An 18,343-nucleotide genomic window follows, 5' to 3' on the forward strand; every position below is an offset into this window, starting at 1 on the left:
AACACCTCACGAGCCGCACGACGGTCTGTCACACTCGTCCAGCAAGATCTTCAACAGGCATAAGATCTTCCGAAAGCGCCGAGGCGGAGAAAGGTACGGGGAGCCGCGATGGAACCGGTCATCATCGTCCTGGTCATTCTGGTGGTGTTGGTCTTCATCGCCCTGATCAAGACGATCCAGGTCATCCCGCAGGCGAGTGCCGCGATCGTGGAGCGGTTCGGCCGCTACACGCGGACACTCAACGCGGGCCTCAACATCGTCGTCCCGTTCATAGACACCATCCGCAACCGCATCGACCTGCGCGAACAGGTCGTGCCGTTCCCGCCGCAGCCGGTGATCACCCAGGACAACCTGGTCGTGAACATCGACACCGTCATCTACTACCAGGTGACCGACGCCCGGGCCGCGACCTACGAGGTCGCCAGCTACATCCAGGCGATCGAGCAGCTCACCGTCACCACGCTCCGCAACATCATCGGCGGCATGGACCTCGAGCGGACCCTGACCTCCCGCGAGGAGATCAACGCGGCGCTGCGCGGCGTCCTCGACGAGGCGACCGGCAAGTGGGGCATCCGCGTCAACCGCGTGGAACTGAAGGCCATCGAGCCGCCGACCTCCATCCAGGACTCGATGGAGAAGCAGATGCGCGCCGACCGTGACAAGCGCGCCGCGATCCTCACCGCCGAAGGCACGCGCCAGGCCGCCATCCTCACCGCCGAGGGCGAGAAGCAGTCCCAGATCCTGCGCGCCGAGGGTGAGGCCAAGGCGGCGGCGCTGCGCGCCGAGGGTGAGGCCCAGGCCGTGCGTACGGTCTTCGAGGCCATCCACGCCGGCGACCCGGACCAGAAGCTCCTCTCCTACCAGTACCTCCAGATGCTCCCGAAGATCGCCGAAGGCGACGCCAACAAGCTCTGGATCGTCCCCAGCGAAATCGGCGACGCCCTCAAGGGGTTGTCCGGCGCCATGGGCAACTTCGGCAACTTCGGCGGCAATTCGGGCGGCAACAACTCCGGCAACGGCGGCGGCTCGGAACGCCGCGAGAAGCCGTCGATCGACTGACCCCCAGACACAGACACACGACCGGGGCCCACCTTCCCAGCGAAGGTGGGCCCCGGTCACATCCGGACACGGGCTACGCCGCGTCCATGGTCAGCCACTCCGGCAGCGCGGCCAGGTCGTCCTGCCCCAGAGCCAGCAGCATCGCGTCCGCCGGCGTCGGCTCGAACGGCTGCCGCAGCAACGGCATCTGCGCCTGCTCCGGAGTACGGTCCGCTTTGCGGTGATTGTCCTCCGCGCACGAGGCGACGGTGTTCAGCCACACGTCCTGACCCCCCTGCGCCCGCGGCACCACGTGGTCCACGGTCGTCGCCCGGCGACCGCAGTACGCGCACCGGTGACGGTCCCTTATCAGCACACCCCGCCTCGACCACGGAGCTTGTCTTCGGAAGGGCACCCGTACGTACCTGCACAGCCTGATCACACGAGGCGCCGGGATGTCGACCTCGGCTCCGCGCATCCGCAGTTCGGGGTGGGCCTGCTCGACGACGGCCTTGTCCTGAAGCACCAGAACGACGGCTCGGTTCAACGTCACCGTCGACAGCGGCTCGAAGCTCGCGTTCAGTACCAGCGTGTCCCGCATACCAGCCCACCTCCTGTGTGCACCGGCCCACCCCCTGGCGGGCTGGGATCAACTCTGGCCGGGCACGCCGAGATGGACAACGCAATATCTGCTGCTCCACGGGAGGTGACCCCCGCGACCCCCGGCAACAAAAATGCCCGCCTCTGATCACTTCCAAGACCAGAGGCGGGCAAACGTTCAATGAACGATGAGCTGACTCATCCCTCCGCGGGAACCTCGTACTCACCGATCAGCTGGGCGCGGCCGATCGTGTGGAACCGCAGATTGAAACCCACGGCGGCGGGCGAGGCATCGGCATCCGGGCCGAGCTTCTCCTGGTCCACCGCGTACACCGTGAAGACGTACCGGTGCGGCCCGTCCCCCGGCGGCGGGGCGGCCCCGCCGAACTCCTTGCTGCCGTAGTCGTTGCGCGCGTGTACGGCGCCCTCGGGCAGCCCCTCGAACTTGCCGCCGCCCGCACCCGCCGGCAGTTCGGTCACCGAGGCCGGGATGTCGAACAGGACCCAGTGCCAGAATCCGCTGCCCGTCGGCGCATCGGGGTCGTAGCAGGTCACGGCGAAGCTCTTGGCCCCGGACGGGAAACCCTCCCACCGCAGCTGGGGCGAGGTGTTCCCCGCCGCATGGACCTGGGCGTCCTCGAGCGTCGCCCCCTCCTCGACATCCTCGCTCGTGACCGTGAACGACGGAACCGGCGGATGGAAGTCGTGGGGCAGCGGCCGCCTCTTCGGCTCGGTCACTTCGACACCTCCTGATCGATCGGCTAGCACTCCCTTCGGAGCCTACGACCTCCACACCCCGCGCGGACGCACAGAGGGCCCGGAACGCCGCACGGCACTCCGGGCCCTCTCTGTGTGTCAGAACCAGTTGCGCTTGCTGCCGACCTCGGACAGCCACTGGTTGAGGTACGCCGCCCAGTCGGTTCCCTGGTAGTCGTGCAGACCCACCTGGAACGAGCGGAAGGTGTCACTGCCCTCGCTGAACAGCCCCGGCTTCTTGTCCATCTCCAGCACGACGTCCATCGTGTGCTCGTCGGCCACGAAGCTCAGCTCGACCTGGTTCAGCCCCCGGTACTGCGACGGCGGGAAGAACTCGATCTCCTGGTAGAACGGCAGCTTCTGCCGCGTACCGCGGATGTGCCCGCGCTCCAGGTCCGCGTTCTTGAAGCGGAAGCCCAGCTGGATGAAGGCATCCAGGATCGCCTTCTGCGCCGGCAGCGGGTGCACGTTGATCGGGTCAAGGTCACCGGAGTCCACGGCGCGGGCGATCTCCAGCTCGGTGGTCACACCGATGTTCATGCCGCGCAGCGTCTGACCGTCGATCGTCGTGACCGGCGTCTCCCACGGGATCTCGAGCCCGAACGGCACCGCGTGCACGGCACCGGCCTGGAGCTCGAAGGCACCCCCGAGCCGCAGCTTCGTGAACTCGATGTCCTGCTTGTACTCCTGGTCGCCGTTCTCGACCTCGACCTTGGCCTGAAGCCCGACCGAGAGCCCCTCGATCTGCTGGTTGACGGACCCGCCCTGGATCCGCACCTCACCCTGCACGACACCGCCCGGAACGACGTTGACCTCGGTCAGCACCGTCTCGACCGAAGCCCCGCCGGCCCCCAGACTCGCGAGCAGCTTCTTGAACGCCATGTCTCTCCCTCTACGACCTTCTTCTTACGGGATCCCTCGACCCCTACATACGCGATCCCGGCGCGGCCGGTTCCGTGCCCCACACCCTGGCAAGGCGGATGCCCGCTGACCACCCCGACGCACCCACGCGTCTGCACTACGCTCGGAGAGCATGATCGCGACCCCCGACCGTACGCCCCTCCCCAGGACCTTCTTCGACCGCCCTGTCCTGGAGGTGGCCCAGGATCTGCTCGGCCGTCACCTCGTCCGTACGACCCCCGACGGTCCGATCACCCTGCGCCTCACGGAGGTCGAGGCCTACGACGGCCCGAACGACCCGGGCTCCCACGCCTATCGCGGCCCCACGGCCCGCAACGGCGTGATGTTCGGTCCCCCCGGACATGTGTACGTCTACTTCACCTACGGCATGTGGCACTGCATGAACCTCGTCTGCGGTCCGGACGGCACGGCCAGCGCCGTCCTGCTCCGCGCCGGCGAGATCGTCGAAGGCACCGAGTCGGCCCGCAAACGTCGACTCTCGGCCCGAAATGACAAGGAACTGGCCAAAGGCCCCGCCCGCCTGGCCACCGCCCTGGATGTGGACCGAGCCCTCGACGGCACGGACGCCTGCGCCACGGGGGACACCCCCCTGAGGATCCTGACCGGTACCCCGGTCACCTCCGACCAGGTACGCAGCGGCCCGCGCACCGGAGTGTCCGGCGATGGAGCGGTCCACCCCTGGCGGTACTGGGTCGCCGACGACCCGACGGTGAGCCCCTACCGGGCCCATGTCCCCAGGCGCCGACGAAGTTGACTCGCTGTTGGCCGGAGCGTAACGTAGCCCGAGCCGCTTGAACCGGGTACGGCATTCGCCGGCAGTCGGAAGCGGCCAACCCACTACCTACGACGCCCCTCAGCGGGAGCGAATTCGGCATGTCCGCATGCCCGAATTCAAACCCGGCGGAACTCGATTATGAGTTGCGGAGGGAATCGGCTAACGTAGTGAATGTCGAAAGGCCGACGGGCGAAAGCCCAAAGCCCAAGACAATCCCCCCGACAGGGAATCGGATCAAGAAAAGGATCTGATAGAGTCGGAAACGCAAGACCGAAGGGAAGCGCCCGGAGGAAAGCCTGAGAGAGTCTCTCGGGTGAGTACAAAGGAAGCGTCCGTTCCTTGAGAACTCAACAGCGTGCCAAAAATCAACGCCAGATATGTTGATACCCCGTCCCCGGCAGTGATAGCCGAGGATGAGGTTCCTTTGAAACAAAACACAGCGAGGATGCTGTGAACGGCCGGGCTTATTCCGCCTGGCTGTTCCGCTCTCGTGGTGTCGGCCGGATTACCGGTAAACATTCACGGAGAGTTTGATCCTGGCTCAGGACGAACGCTGGCGGCGTGCTTAACACATGCAAGTCGAACGATGAACCACTTCGGTGGGGATTAGTGGCGAACGGGTGAGTAACACGTGGGCAATCTGCCCTTCACTCTGGGACAAGCCCTGGAAACGGGGTCTAATACCGGATAATACTTCCACTCGCATGGGTGGGGGTTAAAAGCTCCGGCGGTGAAGGATGAGCCCGCGGCCTATCAGCTTGTTGGTGAGGTAATGGCTCACCAAGGCGACGACGGGTAGCCGGCCTGAGAGGGCGACCGGCCACACTGGGACTGAGACACGGCCCAGACTCCTACGGGAGGCAGCAGTGGGGAATATTGCACAATGGGCGAAAGCCTGATGCAGCGACGCCGCGTGAGGGATGACGGCCTTCGGGTTGTAAACCTCTTTCAGCAGGGAAGAAGCGAAAGTGACGGTACCTGCAGAAGAAGCGCCGGCTAACTACGTGCCAGCAGCCGCGGTAATACGTAGGGCGCAAGCGTTGTCCGGAATTATTGGGCGTAAAGAGCTCGTAGGCGGTCTGTCGCGTCGGATGTGAAAGCCCGGGGCTTAACCCCGGGTCTGCATTCGATACGGGCAGACTAGAGTGTGGTAGGGGAGATCGGAATTCCTGGTGTAGCGGTGAAATGCGCAGATATCAGGAGGAACACCGGTGGCGAAGGCGGATCTCTGGGCCATTACTGACGCTGAGGAGCGAAAGCGTGGGGAGCGAACAGGATTAGATACCCTGGTAGTCCACGCCGTAAACGGTGGGAACTAGGTGTTGGCGACATTCCACGTCGTCGGTGCCGCAGCTAACGCATTAAGTTCCCCGCCTGGGGAGTACGGCCGCAAGGCTAAAACTCAAAGGAATTGACGGGGGCCCGCACAAGCAGCGGAGCATGTGGCTTAATTCGACGCAACGCGAAGAACCTTACCAAGGCTTGACATACACCGGAAACGTCTGGAGACAGGCGCCCCCTTGTGGTCGGTGTACAGGTGGTGCATGGCTGTCGTCAGCTCGTGTCGTGAGATGTTGGGTTAAGTCCCGCAACGAGCGCAACCCTTGTTCTGTGTTGCCAGCATGCCCTTCGGGGTGATGGGGACTCACAGGAGACTGCCGGGGTCAACTCGGAGGAAGGTGGGGACGACGTCAAGTCATCATGCCCCTTATGTCTTGGGCTGCACACGTGCTACAATGGCCGGTACAAAGAGCTGCGAAACCGTGAGGTGGAGCGAATCTCAAAAAGCCGGTCTCAGTTCGGATTGGGGTCTGCAACTCGACCCCATGAAGTCGGAGTTGCTAGTAATCGCAGATCAGCATTGCTGCGGTGAATACGTTCCCGGGCCTTGTACACACCGCCCGTCACGTCACGAAAGTCGGTAACACCCGAAGCCGGTGGCCCAACCCCTTGTGGGAGGGAGCTGTCGAAGGTGGGACTGGCGATTGGGACGAAGTCGTAACAAGGTAGCCGTACCGGAAGGTGCGGCTGGATCACCTCCTTTCTAAGGAGCACTTCTAAGCCTGTCCCTTCGGGGGCCGGTTCAGAGGCCAGTACATCGGCGTACGTCCGATGCTGGTTGCTCATGGGTGGAACGTTGATTATTCGGCATTCTCAGTCATCTCGGGCTGCAAGTACTGTTCTTCGGAGCGTGGAAAGCTGATCACGAGTGGCGAGGGTGCCGGGCACGCTGTTGGGTATCTGAGGGTATGGCCGTATGGCTGCCTTCAGTGCCGGCCCCAGTGCACTCGGATCCGTTAAGGGTTCGGGGTGATGGGTGGCTGGTCGTTGTTTGAGAACTGCACAGTGGACGCGAGCATCTGTGGCCAAGTTTTTAAGGGCGCACGGTGGATGCCTTGGCACCAGGAACCGATGAAGGACGTGGGAGGCCACGATAGTCCCCGGGGAGTCGTCAACCAGGCTTTGATCCGGGGGTTTCCGAATGGGGAAACCCGGCAGTCGTCATGGGCTGTCACCCGCTGCTGAACACATAGGCAGTGTGGAGGGAACGCGGGGAAGTGAAACATCTCAGTACCCGCAGGAAGAGAAAACAACCGTGATTCCGGGAGTAGTGGCGAGCGAAACCGGATGAGGCCAAACCGTATACGTGTGAGACCCGGCAGGGGTTGCGTGTACGGGGTTGTGGGATCTCTCTTTCACAGTCTGCCGGCTGTGAGACGAGTCAGAAACCGTTGATGTAGGCGAAGGACATGCGAAAGGTCCGGCGTAGAGGGTAAGACCCCCGTAGTCGAAACGTCAACGGCTCGTTTGAGAGACACCCAAGTAGCACGGGGCCCGAGAAATCCCGTGTGAATCTGGCGGGACCACCCGCTAAGCCTAAATATTCCCTGGTGACCGATAGCGGATAGTACCGTGAGGGAATGGTGAAAAGTACCGCGGGAGCGGAGTGAAATAGTACCTGAAACCGTGTGCCTACAAGCCGTGGGAGCGTCGCGCATTGAGTTTACTCAATGCGTCGTGACTGCGTGCCTTTTGAAGAATGAGCCTGCGAGTTTGCGGTGTGTTGCGAGGTTAACCCGAGTGGGGAAGCCGTAGCGAAAGCGAGTCCGAATAGGGCGTTTCAGTAGCACGCTCAAGACCCGAAGCGGAGTGATCTAGCCATGGGCAGGTTGAAGCGGAGGTAAGACTTCGTGGAGGACCGAACCCACCAGGGTTGAAAACCTGGGGGATGACCTGTGGTTAGGGGTGAAAGGCCAATCAAACTCCGTGATAGCTGGTTCTCCCCGAAATGCATTTAGGTGCAGCGTCGTGTGTTTCTTGCCGGAGGTAGAGCACTGGATAGGCGATGGGCCCTACCGGGTTACTGACCTTAGCCAAACTCCGAATGCCGGTAAGTGAGAGCGCGGCAGTGAGACTGTGGGGGATAAGCTCCATGGTCGAGAGGGAAACAGCCCAGAGCATCGACTAAGGCCCCTAAGCGTACGCTAAGTGGGAAAGGATGTGGAGTCGCACAGACAACCAGGAGGTTGGCTTAGAAGCAGCCACCCTTGAAAGAGTGCGTAATAGCTCACTGGTCTAGTGATTCCGCGCCGACAATGTAGCGGGGCTCAAGCGTACCGCCGAAGTCGTGTCATTGCAGCTATAGGGCCAACGCCCGCTGTGATGGGTAGGGGAGCGTCGTGTGCCGGGTGAAGCAGCCGCGGAAGCGAGTTGTGGACGGTTCACGAGTGAGAATGCAGGCATGAGTAGCGATACACACGTGAGAAACGTGTGCGCCGATTGACTAAGGGTTCCTGGGTCAAGCTGATCTGCCCAGGGTAAGTCGGGACCTAAGGCGAGGCCGACAGGCGTAGTCGATGGATAACCGGTTGATATTCCGGTACCCGCTGTGAAGCGTCAAACATCGAACCAGGCGATGCTAAGTCCGTGAAGCCGTTCCGGACCCTTCGGGGAAAGGAAAGTGGTGGAGCCGACGAACCAGACTTGCAGTAGGTGAGTGATGGGGTGACGCAGGAAGGTAGTCCATCCCGGGCGGTGGTTGTCCCGGGGTAAGGGTGTAGGACGGTGTGTAGGCAAATCCGCACGCCATATAGTCTGAGACCTGATGCCGAGCCGATTGTGGCGAAGTGGATGATCCTATGCTGTCGAGAAAAGCCTCTAGCGAGTTTCATGGCGGCCCGTACCCTAAACCGACTCAGGTGGTCAGGTAGAGAATACCGAGGCGTTCGGGTGAACTATGGTTAAGGAACTCGGCAAAATGCCCCCGTAACTTCGGGAGAAGGGGGCCACGTCTGGTGAGAGCACTTGCTGCTCGAGCTGGGGGTGGCCGCAGAGACCAGCGAGAAGCGACTGTTTACTAAAAACACAGGTCCGTGCGAAGCCGTAAGGCGATGTATACGGACTGACGCCTGCCCGGTGCTGGAACGTTAAGGGGACCGGTTAGTCACAATTCGTTGTGGCGAAGCTGAGAACTTAAGCGCCAGTAAACGGCGGTGGTAACTATAACCATCCTAAGGTAGCGAAATTCCTTGTCGGGTAAGTTCCGACCTGCACGAATGGCGTAACGACTTCTCGACTGTCTCAACCATAGGCCCGGTGAAATTGCACTACGAGTAAAGATGCTCGTTTCGCGCAGCAGGACGGAAAGACCCCGGGACCTTTACTACAGTTTGATATTGGTGTTCGGTTCGGCTTGTGTAGGATAGGTGGGAGACTTTGAAACGTGGACGCCAGTTCACGGTGAGTCGTCGTTGAAATACCACTCTGGTCGTGCTGGATGTCTAACCTGGGTCCGTGATCCGGATCAGGGACAGTGTCTGATGGGTAGTTTAACTGGGGCGGTTGCCTCCTAAAGAGTAACGGAGGCGCCCAAAGGTTCCCTCAGCCTGGTTGGCAATCAGGTGTTGAGTGTAAGTGCACAAGGGAGCTTGACTGTGAGACCGACGGGTCGAGCAGGGACGAAAGTCGGGACTAGTGATCCGGCGGTGGCTTGTGGAAGCGCCGTCGCTCAACGGATAAAAGGTACCCCGGGGATAACAGGCTGATCTTCCCCAAGAGTCCATATCGACGGGATGGTTTGGCACCTCGATGTCGGCTCGTCGCATCCTGGGGCTGGAGTCGGTCCCAAGGGTTGGGCTGTTCGCCCATTAAAGCGGTACGCGAGCTGGGTTTAGAACGTCGTGAGACAGTTCGGTCCCTATCCGCTGCGCGCGCAGGAATATTGAGAAGGGCTGTCCCTAGTACGAGAGGACCGGGACGGACGAACCTCTGGTGTGCCAGTTGTTCTGCCAAGGGCATGGCTGGTTGGCTACGTTCGGGAGGGATAACCGCTGAAAGCATCTAAGCGGGAAGCCTGCTTCGAGATGAGTATTCCCACCCCCTTGAGGGGTTAAGGCTCCCAGTAGACGACTGGGTTGATAGGCCGGATGTGGAAGCCCAGTAATGGGTGAAGCTGACTGGTACTAATAGGCCGAGGGCTTGTCCTCAGTTGCTCGCGTCCACTGTGTTAGTTCTGAGGCAACGACTGTTGCCGGCTAGAGCTGAAAACAAGTAAAAAGTGTGCTTGTTCGCTCGAAACCATTAGGGTTTCGGTGGTCATAGCGTGAGGGAAACGCCCGGTTACATTCCGAACCCGGAAGCTAAGCCTTACAGCGCCGATGGTACTGCAGGGGGGACCCTGTGGGAGAGTAGGACACCGCCGAACAATCTTTGGAAGGACCCCTGGTCCCAGCGTTCAGCTGGGACCAGGGGTCCTTTTTGTTTTTCTGTAGCGCGCCGGGTACCCGGGTGCGCGAGAATGTTTGCGGTACCGAAGACAGGAGTCACCGATGTCCACCAACTCTCCCGACGATCGACCGGAGCGCGACCAGCGGCGACGGGACAGTAGTGGGGACCGTGACAACCGTGGCGGCGACCGCGGGGACCGTGGCGGCTTCCGTCGTGACAACGACCGTGGTGGTGCGGGCCGGCGCGACGACCGCCGTGACGACCGTGGGCCGCGCCGTGACGATCGTGGTGAGCGTCCTCCGTTCCGCCGTGACGACCGGCGGGATGACCGTCGGGATGACCGGGGTTCGCGTCCGGCGTTCCAGCGTGATGACCGCGGTGACCGTGGCCCGCGCCGTGACGACCGTGGCGAGCGTCCCCCCTTCCGCCGCGACGACCGCCGTGACGACCGGGGTTCGCGTCCCGCGTTCCAGCGTGACGACCGTGGGCCGCGCCGTGACGACCGTGGCGAGCGTCCCCCCTTCCGCCGCGACGACCGCCGTGACGACCGGGGTTCGCGTCCCGCGTTCCAGCGTGACGACCGTGGGCCGCGCCGTGACGACCGTGGTGAGCGTCCTCCGTTCCGCCGTGACGACCGGCGGGATGACCGTCGGGATGAGCGGGGTTCGCGTCCGGCGTTCCAGCGTGATGACCGCGGTGACCGTGGCCCGCGCCGTGACGACCGTGGCGAGCGTCCCCCCTTCCGCCGCGACGACCGCCGTGACGACCGGGGTTCGCGTCCCGCGTTCCAGCGTGATGACCGCGGTGACCGTGGCCCGCGCCGTGACGATCGTGGTGAGCGTCCTCCGTTCCGCCGTGACGACCGGCGGGATGACCGTCGGGATGAGCGGGGTTCGCGTCCGGCGTTCCAGCGTGATGACCGCGGTGACCGTGGCCCGCGCCGTGACGACCGTGGCGAGCGTCCCCCCTTCCGCCGCGACGACCGCCGTGACGACCGGGGTTCGCGTCCCGCGTTCCAGCGTGACGACCGTGGGCCGCGCCGTGACGATCGTGGTGAGCGTCCTCCGTTCCGCCGTGACGACCGTCGGGATGACCGGCGGGATGACCGGGGTTCGCGTCCGGCGTTCCAGCGTGATGACCGCGGTGACCGTGGCCCGCGCCGTGACGACCGTGACGAGCGTCCCCCCTTCCGCCGCGACGACCGGCGCGATGATCGACGTGACGACCGTGGTGATCGCCCCTCCTTCCGTCGGGACGACAACCGTGGCGGTGGCTATGACCGGGGCGACCGTGGGCCGCGTCGGGACGACCGTGGTGGACGGCCCGGTGGGTCCGGAGGTGGGTTCCGGGGCCGTGACGGGCGTGACGACCGTCGGGACGACCGGCGTGGCGGCGGGCCTCGTTTCCGCGACGAGCGGGACCGGGACCGCGAGCCGATCAAGCGGCTGCCGATCCCGGAGGACGTCACCGGCGACGAGATCGACAAGGACGTACGGCAGGAGCTCCAGAGCCTGCCCAAGACCCTCGCCGAGGATGTCGCGAAGAACCTGGTGATGGTCGCCCGGCTGATCGACGAGGACCCCGAGGGTGCCTACGGGTACTCCAAGGTGGCCCTGCGGCTCGCTTCGCGTGTCGCCGCCGTGCGTGAGGCGGCCGGATTCGCCGCGTACGCCAACCAGAAGTACAGCGAGGCGCTCGCCGAGTTCCGGGCCGCGCGGCGGATGAGCGGCGGCGTCGAGCTGTGGCCCGTCATGGCCGACTGCGAGCGTGGGCTCGGGCGGCCGGAGAAGGCGCTCGACATGGCCGGTGCTCCCGAGGTGAACAAGCTCGACAAGGCCGGGCAGGTGGAGATGCGGCTCGTCGCGGCGGGTGCCCGGCGTGACTTGGGGCAGCTGGATGCGGCCATCGTGACGTTGCAGAGCCCCGAGCTCGCTGCCGGCTCCGTCCAGCCGTGGACCGCGCGGCTGAGGTATGCGTACGCCGATGCGCTGCTCGCCGCCGGGCGTGAGGGCGAGGCGCGGGAGTGGTTCGCGAAGGCCCTCGAGGCGGACCGGGACGGCAGCACGGACGCCTCCGACCGGCTCGCCGAGATGGACGGGGTGGACTTCGTCGACGCCCTGGACGAGGACGAGGTCGAGACCGAGCACGAGACCGAGTCCGGTGAGACCGTCGTCGAGCAGGCGACGGACGCGGAAGAGGCCGAGGACTCGGTCGAGGGTCAGGTCGGTCGTGACGAGGCCGGGCACGTTGCGGTCGACCGTGACGAGGACTGACGCAGACCGGTAGCAGCGGCGAGGGGCGGGATCCGGTGGACACCGGGTCCCGCCCCTTCGTGCGTTCGGGGGTGCGTTGCGTTCAGAGGCCGAGCGCGCGCAGGACCAGGCCCGATGCGGGTTTCGGGCCGAACGATGTCGACTTGCGGGGCATCGTGACGCCCTGCCGGGCGAGATCGCGGACGACCTCCTCGCGGACGGGATGCAGGAGGACCGCCGTACCGCCGTCGCGTTCCGCCTTGCGTACCGTCGCGGCGGTGTCGTGGATGTAGGCGATGCGGGCGGGGTCGTCCTCGGGAATGTGCCAGATGTGGTCGAGGAGCGTGGCGTGCAGGACCGTGGCGTCCAGGGTGCGCCAGGCCTCGGGGAAGTCGGCGGGGATCGTGCGGTCGAGGAGTGCCGGGTCCGGTCGGTCGACGAGGTGGAAGGCGCCGTCGCCCGCCAGCAGGAACCCGTTGCCCGCGCAGACCGCGTCCGCGAGGGCGTCGAGGGCCTCCGGGAGCGGGACGTCCAGGCGCTGGACGCGGAAGCGGCCGTCGAGCGCGGCCAGGGCGTCGGCGACCGGAAAGCCGTGCAGCAGGCGGTGGATGGCGCGGACGCGCAACGGGAAGCGGGCGGTGTCGACCAGGAGGACCAGACCGTGGTCCCAGGGGCTGGGGGACGGGTGCTCCGCGCGTAGACGCAGGTAGGTAGCCCAGCGGTGGTGTCCGTCGGCGATGAGGGCCTGATGGTGGGCCAGGTCCGCGAGGACGCGTGCCGTCTCGGCGGGGTCGGTGATCGCCCAGAGGCGGTGGCTGAAGCCGTCCTCGGTGGTGGTGGAGAGGAGCGGGGGCCGCTCCGCCGCGCGGTCCACGATCTCGGCCGCGGTGCCGTTGCCGCGGTAGGTGAGGAGCAGGGGTTCGAGGTTGGCGTGCGTGGCGCGCATCAGGGCCGCGCGGTCCGCGACGATGTGCGGCATGACGTCCTCGTGAGGGAGGACGATTCCCTCCGAGGGCTCCGAGACCCGCAGGGTGCCGATCAGCCCGCGCTGGAGCATGCCGTCCGCGTGCCGCTGCTCGTAGACGTACAGGGCGGGCTCGGGGTCCGCGGTCAGGACGCCCTCGGCCAGCCAGTCGCGCAGGGTGTCGGCGGCCTGCTCGTTGCGGGCGGCGGGAGTGGTGGCCTGGGGCAGGATCAGGCGGACGATGTTGTACGGGTCCGCGTCCTGGAGGTGGTGCAGGCCGTCGGGGCGGACCACGACGTCGTACGGCGGGGAGGTGACGGCGGCGAGACTGCCGACCCGGTCGGGGTCGTAGCGCAGGCCTCGGAACGGGGTGAGTTCCAGGCCTCGGGGCGCCGTTGCTTCCGAGTGACCTGCTGAGTTCATCCCGGCATCGTACGTCTGTCGGTGGCATGCGGGATGATCGGGGGAAAGCGGAGCGAACGAGGAGCGATGTGGAATGAGCCGGAGCGTCAGGACGAGGCCCGAGGGCAGTGGGCAGGCCCTGAGCGAGGCGTACGACACGGCGCTGCTCGACCTGGACGGGGTGGTGTACGCGGGGGGCAACGCGATCGCGTACGCCGTCGAGTCGCTGGCCACCGCGCGTGCGGGCGGGATGCATCTCGCGTACGTCACCAACAACGCGCTGCGGACGCCGGACGCGGTGGCCGGGCATCTGACGGAGCTGGGCATACCGACGGGCGCCGACGAGGTCATCACCTCGGCGCAGGCGGTCGCGCGGCTGATCAGTGAGCAGGTGCCGGCCGGCGCGCGGGTGCTGGTGATCGGCGGGGAGGGGCTGCGGGTCGCGCTGCGCGAGCGCGGGCTCGAGCCGGTGGAGTCGGCGGACGACGATCCGGCGGCCGTGGTACAGGGGTTCGGCGGGCCCGACCTGCCGTGGGGACGGTTCGCGGAGGCTTCGTACGCCGTCGCGCGCGGGGTGCCGTGGTTCGCGTCCAACACCGACCTGACGATCCCCAGCGGGCGTGGCATCGCGCCGGGCAACGGCGCGGCGGTGCAGGTCGTGCGGATCGCCACCGGTGCCGAGCCGCAGGTCGCGGGCAAGCCGTTGCCTCCCATGCACCGGGAGACGATCCTGCGGACCGGCGCCGAGCGGCCGTTGGTCGTCGGGGACCGGCTGGACACGGACATCGAGGGGGCGTTCAACGGCGAGGTCGATTCGCTGCTCGTCCTCACCGGCGTCACCGACGGGGCGCAGCTGCTCGCCGCGCCGCCGCGGCACCGGCCGACGTATGTCGACGCCGATCTGCGGGGGATGCTCACCGGACAGCCCGAGGTCGCCGTGGACGGTGACGGCTTCCGCTGCGGTGGCTGGACGGCGAGCGCGGGTGCCGAGAGCCTGGAGCTGGCGGGGGACGGCGAAGCCCTGGACGGGCTGCGGGCGTTGTGCGCGGCGGCCTGGACGGCGGCCGGTCAGGGGACGTGCGAGCTGGACGGAGGGAAGGCACTGGCGCGGCTGGGGTTGTGAACCGCCGGGCCGGAAGAGGAGCGGGTGGTGGGGCCGCGAAGCGGTGATGCTGTGAACCCTGGCACGGGTCGTGGCCAGGGATCGAGGCACGTTGGGAGGGTAGGCTAACCTAACTGCGTGTTGGTCGACAGTGTTCCCGAACAGCGCGCGGAGACCGCCCCCGTGCCTCCAAATCGCCGGGCGATACGTTCCCTCGGATTGCTCGCCGCCCTGGCGGTCCTGCTGCTGGTGGCGATGGCGAGCATCGCCGTCGGGGCCAAGGAGCTGTCCGTGGCGCAGGTGCTGCACGGGTTGTTCGAGGACTCGGGGACCTACGCGGACGTCGTGGTCGACGAGCGGTTGTCGCGGACCGTGCTGGGGCTGCTCGTCGGGGCCGCGCTCGGACTCTCCGGTGCCGTGCTCCAGGCGCTCACGCGCAATCCGCTGGCCGACCCCGGCCTGCTCGGTATCAACGCGGGCGCCTCGGCGGCCGTCGTCACCGCCATCACCTACTTCGGTGTCACCAGCCTGACCGGATATGTGTGGTTCGCCTTCTTCGGGGCGGCCGCCGTCGGTGCGCTGGTCTGGTTCCTCGGCGGGAGCCGGGGAGCCACGCCGGTGCGGCTCGCGCTCGCCGGCACGGCGATCAGTGCCGCGCTCTACGGCTATCTCCAGGCCGTGATGATCATGGATGACGCGGCGCTCGCCAGGATGCGGTTCTGGACGGTCGGTTCGCTGTCCACGGCGACCGACGAGACCATCCGGCAGGTGCTGCCCTTCCTGGTCGTCGGCACGCTTCTGGCGTTCGTCCTCGCCCGGCCGCTGAACGCCGTGGCGATGGGCGACGACACCGCCAAGGCGCTCGGCGCCGACCTCAACCGCACGCGGGCGCTGTCGATGCTGGCCGCGACCGTGCTGTGCGGTGCCGCCACCGCCGCCTGCGGGCCGATCGTCTTCGTCGGGCTGATGGTCCCGCACATCGTCCGCTCGTTCACCGGCCCCGACCTGCGCTGGATCATGCCGTACGCGGCCGTCCTGTCCCCGGTGCTGCTGCTGGGCTCCGATGTCATCGGCCGGGTCGTCGCCCGGCCTTCGGAGGTCCAGGTCGGCATCATCACCGCGATCATCGGCGGGCCGGTCTTCATCTTTCTCGTACGACGGCGGAGGACGGCCCAGCTGTGAAGACCGCGCAGAAGATCCCGCACGGCCGCCCTCGGGCGCTGCGCACCCCGGGCGGGTTCTCCGTCCGGCTGGAGCCGCGGGCGCTGATCGTCGTCGCCGAGCTGGTGGTGGCCGCGCTCGCCGCGAGCGTGGTGCTGATCGGCACCGGAGACTTCCCGATCCCGGCCGGGGACGTCGTGAAGACGCTGCTCGGCGACGGCAACGCCGGCCAGGAGTTCATCGTCAACGAGCTGCGGCTGCCGCGGGTCCTGGTGGGCCTGCTCGTCGGGGCTTCGCTGGGGCTCGGCGGTGCGCTCTTCCAGGCCGTGGCGCGCAACCCGCTGGGCAGCCCCGACGTGCTGGGGCTCGGGCAGGGCGCGACCGCCGGCGCGCTCGTGATGATCGTGCTGTTCTCCGGGAGCGCCGCCCAGGTGACCGTCGGCGCGCTGGTGGGCGGCCTGGTGACCGGGGCCCTCATCTACCTGCTGGCATGGAAGCGGGGCGTCCACGGGTACCGGCTGGTGCTCGTCGGCATCGGCATCTCGGCGATCGCGACGGCGGTCAACGGCTATCTGATGACCAAGGCCGACTTCGTCGACGCGGCCCGCGCGGTCGTGTGGATGACCGGCACCCTCGACGGCCGTGACTGGAAGCAGGTCTGGCCACTGCTCGGGCTGGCCTGCGTGCTCGTGCCGCTCGTGCTCGCCAACGCGCGCGGGCTGCGGATGATGGAGATGGGCGACGACGTCTCCCACGCGCTGGGGGTGCGGGTGGAGCGTGTCCGGCTGGTGCTGATGGTCTCCGCCGTGCTGCTCACCGCCGCCGCCACCGCCGCCGCGGGGCCCGTCAGCTTCGTGGCGCTCACCGCGCCGCAGCTCGCCCGGCGCCTGACCCGCTCGCCCGGGCCCAACCTCGTGCCGTCCCTGTGCATGGGCGCCGCCCTGCTGGTCACCGCCGACTGGGCCTCACAGCGGCTCTTCGGTGACGGACAGCTGCCCGTGGGCGTGGTCACCGGTGTGCTGGGCGGGGTGTACCTGCTGTGGCTCCTCGTCACCGAGCGCAGGGCGGGCCGGATATGAGCGCCGCGGTCGACGACAACGGCCGCCCGGCCGACCGGAACAACCCAAGGAGCACCGTGAACCGCCTGTCCGCCGAGAACGTCACCCTCGCCTATGACCAGCGGGTCATCGCCGAACAGCTGTCGGTGGAGATACCGGACCACTCCTTCACGGTGATCGTCGGCCCGAACGCCTGCGGCAAGTCGACCCTGCTGCGGGCCCTGTCGCGGATGCTGAGGCCGAGTCGGGGCCGGGTGCTGCTCGACGGGCAGGTCATCCAGTCGATGCCCGCGAAGAAGGTCGCGCGGACGCTGGGGCTGCTGCCGCAGTCGTCGATCGCGCCCGACGGGATCACCGTCGCCGACCTCGTGGGCCGCGGCCGCTACCCGCACCAGGGCATCCTGCGCCAGTGGTCGGCCGAGGACGAGCGGATCGTGCAGGAGTCCATGGCGCAGACCGGGGTGGCCGAGCTCGCCGACCGCTATGTCGACGAGCTGTCCGGCGGTCAGCGCCAGCGGGTGTGGATCGCGATGGCCCTTGCCCAGCAGACCCCGCTGCTGCTGCTCGACGAGCCGACGACCTACCTCGACATCCAGCACCAGATCGACGTACTGGACCTGTGCGCCGAGCTGCACGAGGAGCAGGGGCGCACGCTCGTCGCGGTGCTGCACGACCTCAACCACGCGGCGCGGTACGCCACCCACCTGATCGCGCTGAAGGGCGGCGAGGTGATCGCGCAGGGCGCGCCGAACGACATCGTCACCGCGGGACTGGTGGAGGAGGTCTTCGGGCTGCGCTGTCAGGTCATCGACGACCCCGAGACGGGGACCCCGCTGGTGGTGCCGGCGGCGCGCAAGGCACGAGCACGGGCCGGGCAGGCGGTGCGGGCGGTCGCTACAGAAGTTTCCTGAGCTGGAACAGATCGCGCAGCCCCGCTTCGAGCTTCACCCGGCCCGAGCCCCAGGCCTTGGCGAAGTTCAGCTCGCCGGCGACCAGCGCGACCAGGTCGTCGCCGGTCATGGTCAGCCTGATCTCGGCCTTCTCCACCGGAGGCCCCTGAAGGGTGTCCTGCACGACGATCCGGCCGTCCGTCATCCGGCCGACGAACGTGACGTCCAGGTCGGTGATCCGGCAGCTCACCGAGCGGTCCAGGACGGCGGCCGTCCGGACGTCCCCTTCGGCGCTGCGCATGTTGTCCGAGAGCTTCTCGAGTGCGGCGTGGCACTCCTCGATCGTGGCCATCGTGATCGACGGTACCCCAGGCCTTCGAGGTAGCGTCTTCGCATGAGCGACACAGCGCCGGAGCCGGAGCCGGAGCCGGGGACGGAGACCGTGCCCGAGGAACAGGAGCGGGAGCGGGAGTACGATCCCGCCGCTCCCGCCCCGCTGGGCGTCCCGCGGACCCCCACCGGCAACGCGGAGGCGGACGCGCTGCTGGACCGGCTGGCGGACGCCGACCACCTCGCCACCGACGGACACGTCGAGGTGTACGAGGATGTACACCGGGGGCTGCGCGACGCGCTCACCGCGCTCGACGCCCGCCCGGGACCTCCGGTGCCCCCGGCGTCACACCAACACAGGAGCTGA

General features: G+C 66.6%; 13 protein-coding genes and 3 rRNA genes. 11 read left to right on the forward strand and 5 right to left on the reverse strand.

The window, feature by feature from the left end:
* Positions 1–108 precede the first annotated feature (108 nt).
* Positions 109–1,059 (forward strand): SPFH domain-containing protein, encoded by a 951-nt coding sequence (locus OHU34_RS32800; RefSeq protein WP_020130381.1) that lies wholly within the window; start codon positions 109–111, stop codon positions 1,057–1,059.
* Between the two features lie 73 nt (positions 1,060–1,132).
* Here OHU34_RS32800 and OHU34_RS32805 read toward each other — a convergent pair whose 3' ends face one another.
* The 3 genes from OHU34_RS32805 to OHU34_RS32815 all read right to left on the reverse strand — a co-directional run bounded on the left by OHU34_RS32805 (position 1,133) and on the right by OHU34_RS32815 (position 3,276).
* Positions 1,133–1,639: an HNH endonuclease gene (locus tag OHU34_RS32805; RefSeq protein ID WP_020130380.1), complete on the reverse strand. Its 507-nt coding sequence runs from the start codon at positions 1,637–1,639 to the stop codon at positions 1,133–1,135.
* A 197-nt stretch (positions 1,640–1,836) separates the two neighbouring features.
* On the reverse strand, positions 1,837–2,376 hold the full coding sequence (locus tag OHU34_RS32810; protein WP_142269622.1) for a YbhB/YbcL family Raf kinase inhibitor-like protein: 540 nt from the start codon (positions 2,374–2,376) through the stop codon (positions 1,837–1,839).
* A 117-nt stretch (positions 2,377–2,493) separates the two neighbouring features.
* Positions 2,494–3,276, reverse strand: coding sequence for a sporulation protein (locus OHU34_RS32815; RefSeq protein WP_142269621.1), 783 nt, complete (start codon positions 3,274–3,276; stop codon positions 2,494–2,496).
* Between the two features lie 151 nt (positions 3,277–3,427).
* Between OHU34_RS32815 and OHU34_RS32820 the strand changes: the two genes are divergently transcribed.
* The 5 genes from OHU34_RS32820 (at position 3,428) to OHU34_RS32840 (ending at position 12,090) form a co-directional block, all read left to right on the forward strand.
* A complete protein-coding gene (locus OHU34_RS32820; protein WP_142269620.1) occupies positions 3,428–4,069 on the forward strand; it encodes a DNA-3-methyladenine glycosylase in 642 nt (213 codons plus the stop codon).
* A gap of 539 nt (positions 4,070–4,608) precedes the next feature.
* Positions 4,609–6,134: ribosomal RNA gene (locus tag OHU34_RS32825) — 16S ribosomal RNA — on the forward strand.
* A gap of 320 nt (positions 6,135–6,454) precedes the next feature.
* A 23S ribosomal RNA gene (locus OHU34_RS32830) occupies positions 6,455–9,576 on the forward strand.
* A gap of 101 nt (positions 9,577–9,677) precedes the next feature.
* Positions 9,678–9,794, forward strand: a 5S ribosomal RNA gene (gene rrf / locus OHU34_RS32835).
* The 16S, 23S and 5S rRNA genes sit together here, the layout of an rRNA operon.
* A 1,468-nt stretch (positions 9,795–11,262) precedes the next feature.
* Complete coding sequence (locus tag OHU34_RS32840; protein WP_200840090.1) at positions 11,263–12,090, forward strand: tetratricopeptide repeat protein; 828 nt, start codon at positions 11,263–11,265, stop codon at positions 12,088–12,090.
* Positions 12,091–12,172: 82 nt separating this feature from the next.
* Here OHU34_RS32840 and OHU34_RS32845 read toward each other — a convergent pair whose 3' ends face one another.
* Positions 12,173–13,456 (reverse strand): DUF1015 domain-containing protein, encoded by a 1,284-nt coding sequence (locus OHU34_RS32845; RefSeq protein WP_142269616.1) that lies wholly within the window; start codon positions 13,454–13,456, stop codon positions 12,173–12,175.
* Between the two features lie 73 nt (positions 13,457–13,529).
* Here OHU34_RS32845 and OHU34_RS32850 point away from each other — a divergent pair, with 73 nt between their 5' ends.
* The 4 genes from OHU34_RS32850 to OHU34_RS32865 all read left to right on the forward strand — a co-directional run bounded on the left by OHU34_RS32850 (position 13,530) and on the right by OHU34_RS32865 (position 17,667).
* A complete protein-coding gene (locus OHU34_RS32850) occupies positions 13,530–14,558 on the forward strand; it encodes an HAD hydrolase-like protein (RefSeq protein WP_230196317.1) in 1,029 nt (342 codons plus the stop codon).
* A gap of 117 nt (positions 14,559–14,675) precedes the next feature.
* Positions 14,676–15,719 carry an iron ABC transporter permease gene (locus OHU34_RS32855; protein WP_142269614.1) on the forward strand — a complete coding sequence of 348 codons (1,044 nt, stop codon included), beginning with the start codon at positions 14,676–14,678 and terminating at the stop codon, positions 15,717–15,719.
* Positions 15,716–16,777 carry a FecCD family ABC transporter permease gene (locus OHU34_RS32860; RefSeq protein ID WP_405769750.1) on the forward strand — a complete coding sequence of 354 codons (1,062 nt, stop codon included), beginning with the start codon at positions 15,716–15,718 and terminating at the stop codon, positions 16,775–16,777. Before OHU34_RS32855 ends, OHU34_RS32860 begins: the two co-directional genes overlap by 4 nt.
* Positions 16,774–17,667, forward strand: a complete 894-nt coding sequence (locus OHU34_RS32865; RefSeq protein ID WP_142269613.1) for an ABC transporter ATP-binding protein — start codon at positions 16,774–16,776, stop codon at positions 17,665–17,667. Before OHU34_RS32860 ends, OHU34_RS32865 begins: the two co-directional genes overlap by 4 nt.
* Here the strand turns inward: OHU34_RS32865 and OHU34_RS32870 are convergent.
* Positions 17,651–17,998 carry an SCP2 sterol-binding domain-containing protein gene (locus OHU34_RS32870; protein WP_142269612.1) on the reverse strand — a complete coding sequence of 116 codons (348 nt, stop codon included), beginning with the start codon at positions 17,996–17,998 and terminating at the stop codon, positions 17,651–17,653. The two genes, OHU34_RS32865 and OHU34_RS32870, sit on opposite strands and share 17 nt — an antisense overlap.
* 42 nt (positions 17,999–18,040) lie before the next feature.
* Here OHU34_RS32870 and OHU34_RS32875 point away from each other — a divergent pair, with 42 nt between their 5' ends.
* The gene (locus OHU34_RS32875) at positions 18,041–18,343 is read left to right on the forward strand and encodes a hypothetical protein (protein WP_405769753.1); all 303 of its coding nucleotides are present in this window, start codon (positions 18,041–18,043) and stop codon (positions 18,341–18,343) included.

Origin of the sequence: Streptomyces sp. NBC_00080 (assembly GCF_045041255.1) — a bacterium.
Lineage (GTDB): Bacteria > Actinomycetota > Actinomycetes > Streptomycetales > Streptomycetaceae > Streptomyces > Streptomyces coriariae.

Excerpts from the sequence above, each read along its gene's own strand:
- OHU34_RS32800 (WP_020130381.1), top strand. The coding sequence starts at position 109 with ATGGAACCGGTCATCATCGTCCTGGTCATTCTGGTGGTGTTGGTCTTC.
- OHU34_RS32805 (WP_020130380.1), bottom strand. The coding sequence starts at position 1,639 with ATGCGGGACACGCTGGTACTGAACGCGAGCTTCGAGCCGCTGTCGACG.
- OHU34_RS32815 (WP_142269621.1), bottom strand. The coding sequence starts at position 3,276 with ATGGCGTTCAAGAAGCTGCTCGCGAGTCTGGGGGCCGGCGGGGCTTCG.
- OHU34_RS32820 (WP_142269620.1), top strand. The coding sequence starts at position 3,428 with ATGATCGCGACCCCCGACCGTACGCCCCTCCCCAGGACCTTCTTCGAC.
- OHU34_RS32845 (WP_142269616.1), bottom strand. The coding sequence starts at position 13,456 with ATGAACTCAGCAGGTCACTCGGAAGCAACGGCGCCCCGAGGCCTGGAA.
- OHU34_RS32850 (WP_230196317.1), top strand. The coding sequence starts at position 13,530 with ATGAGCCGGAGCGTCAGGACGAGGCCCGAGGGCAGTGGGCAGGCCCTG.
- OHU34_RS32865 (WP_142269613.1), top strand. The coding sequence starts at position 16,774 with ATGAGCGCCGCGGTCGACGACAACGGCCGCCCGGCCGACCGGAACAAC.
- OHU34_RS32870 (WP_142269612.1), bottom strand. The coding sequence starts at position 17,998 with ATGGCCACGATCGAGGAGTGCCACGCCGCACTCGAGAAGCTCTCGGAC.
- OHU34_RS32875 (WP_405769753.1), top strand. The coding sequence starts at position 18,041 with ATGAGCGACACAGCGCCGGAGCCGGAGCCGGAGCCGGGGACGGAGACC.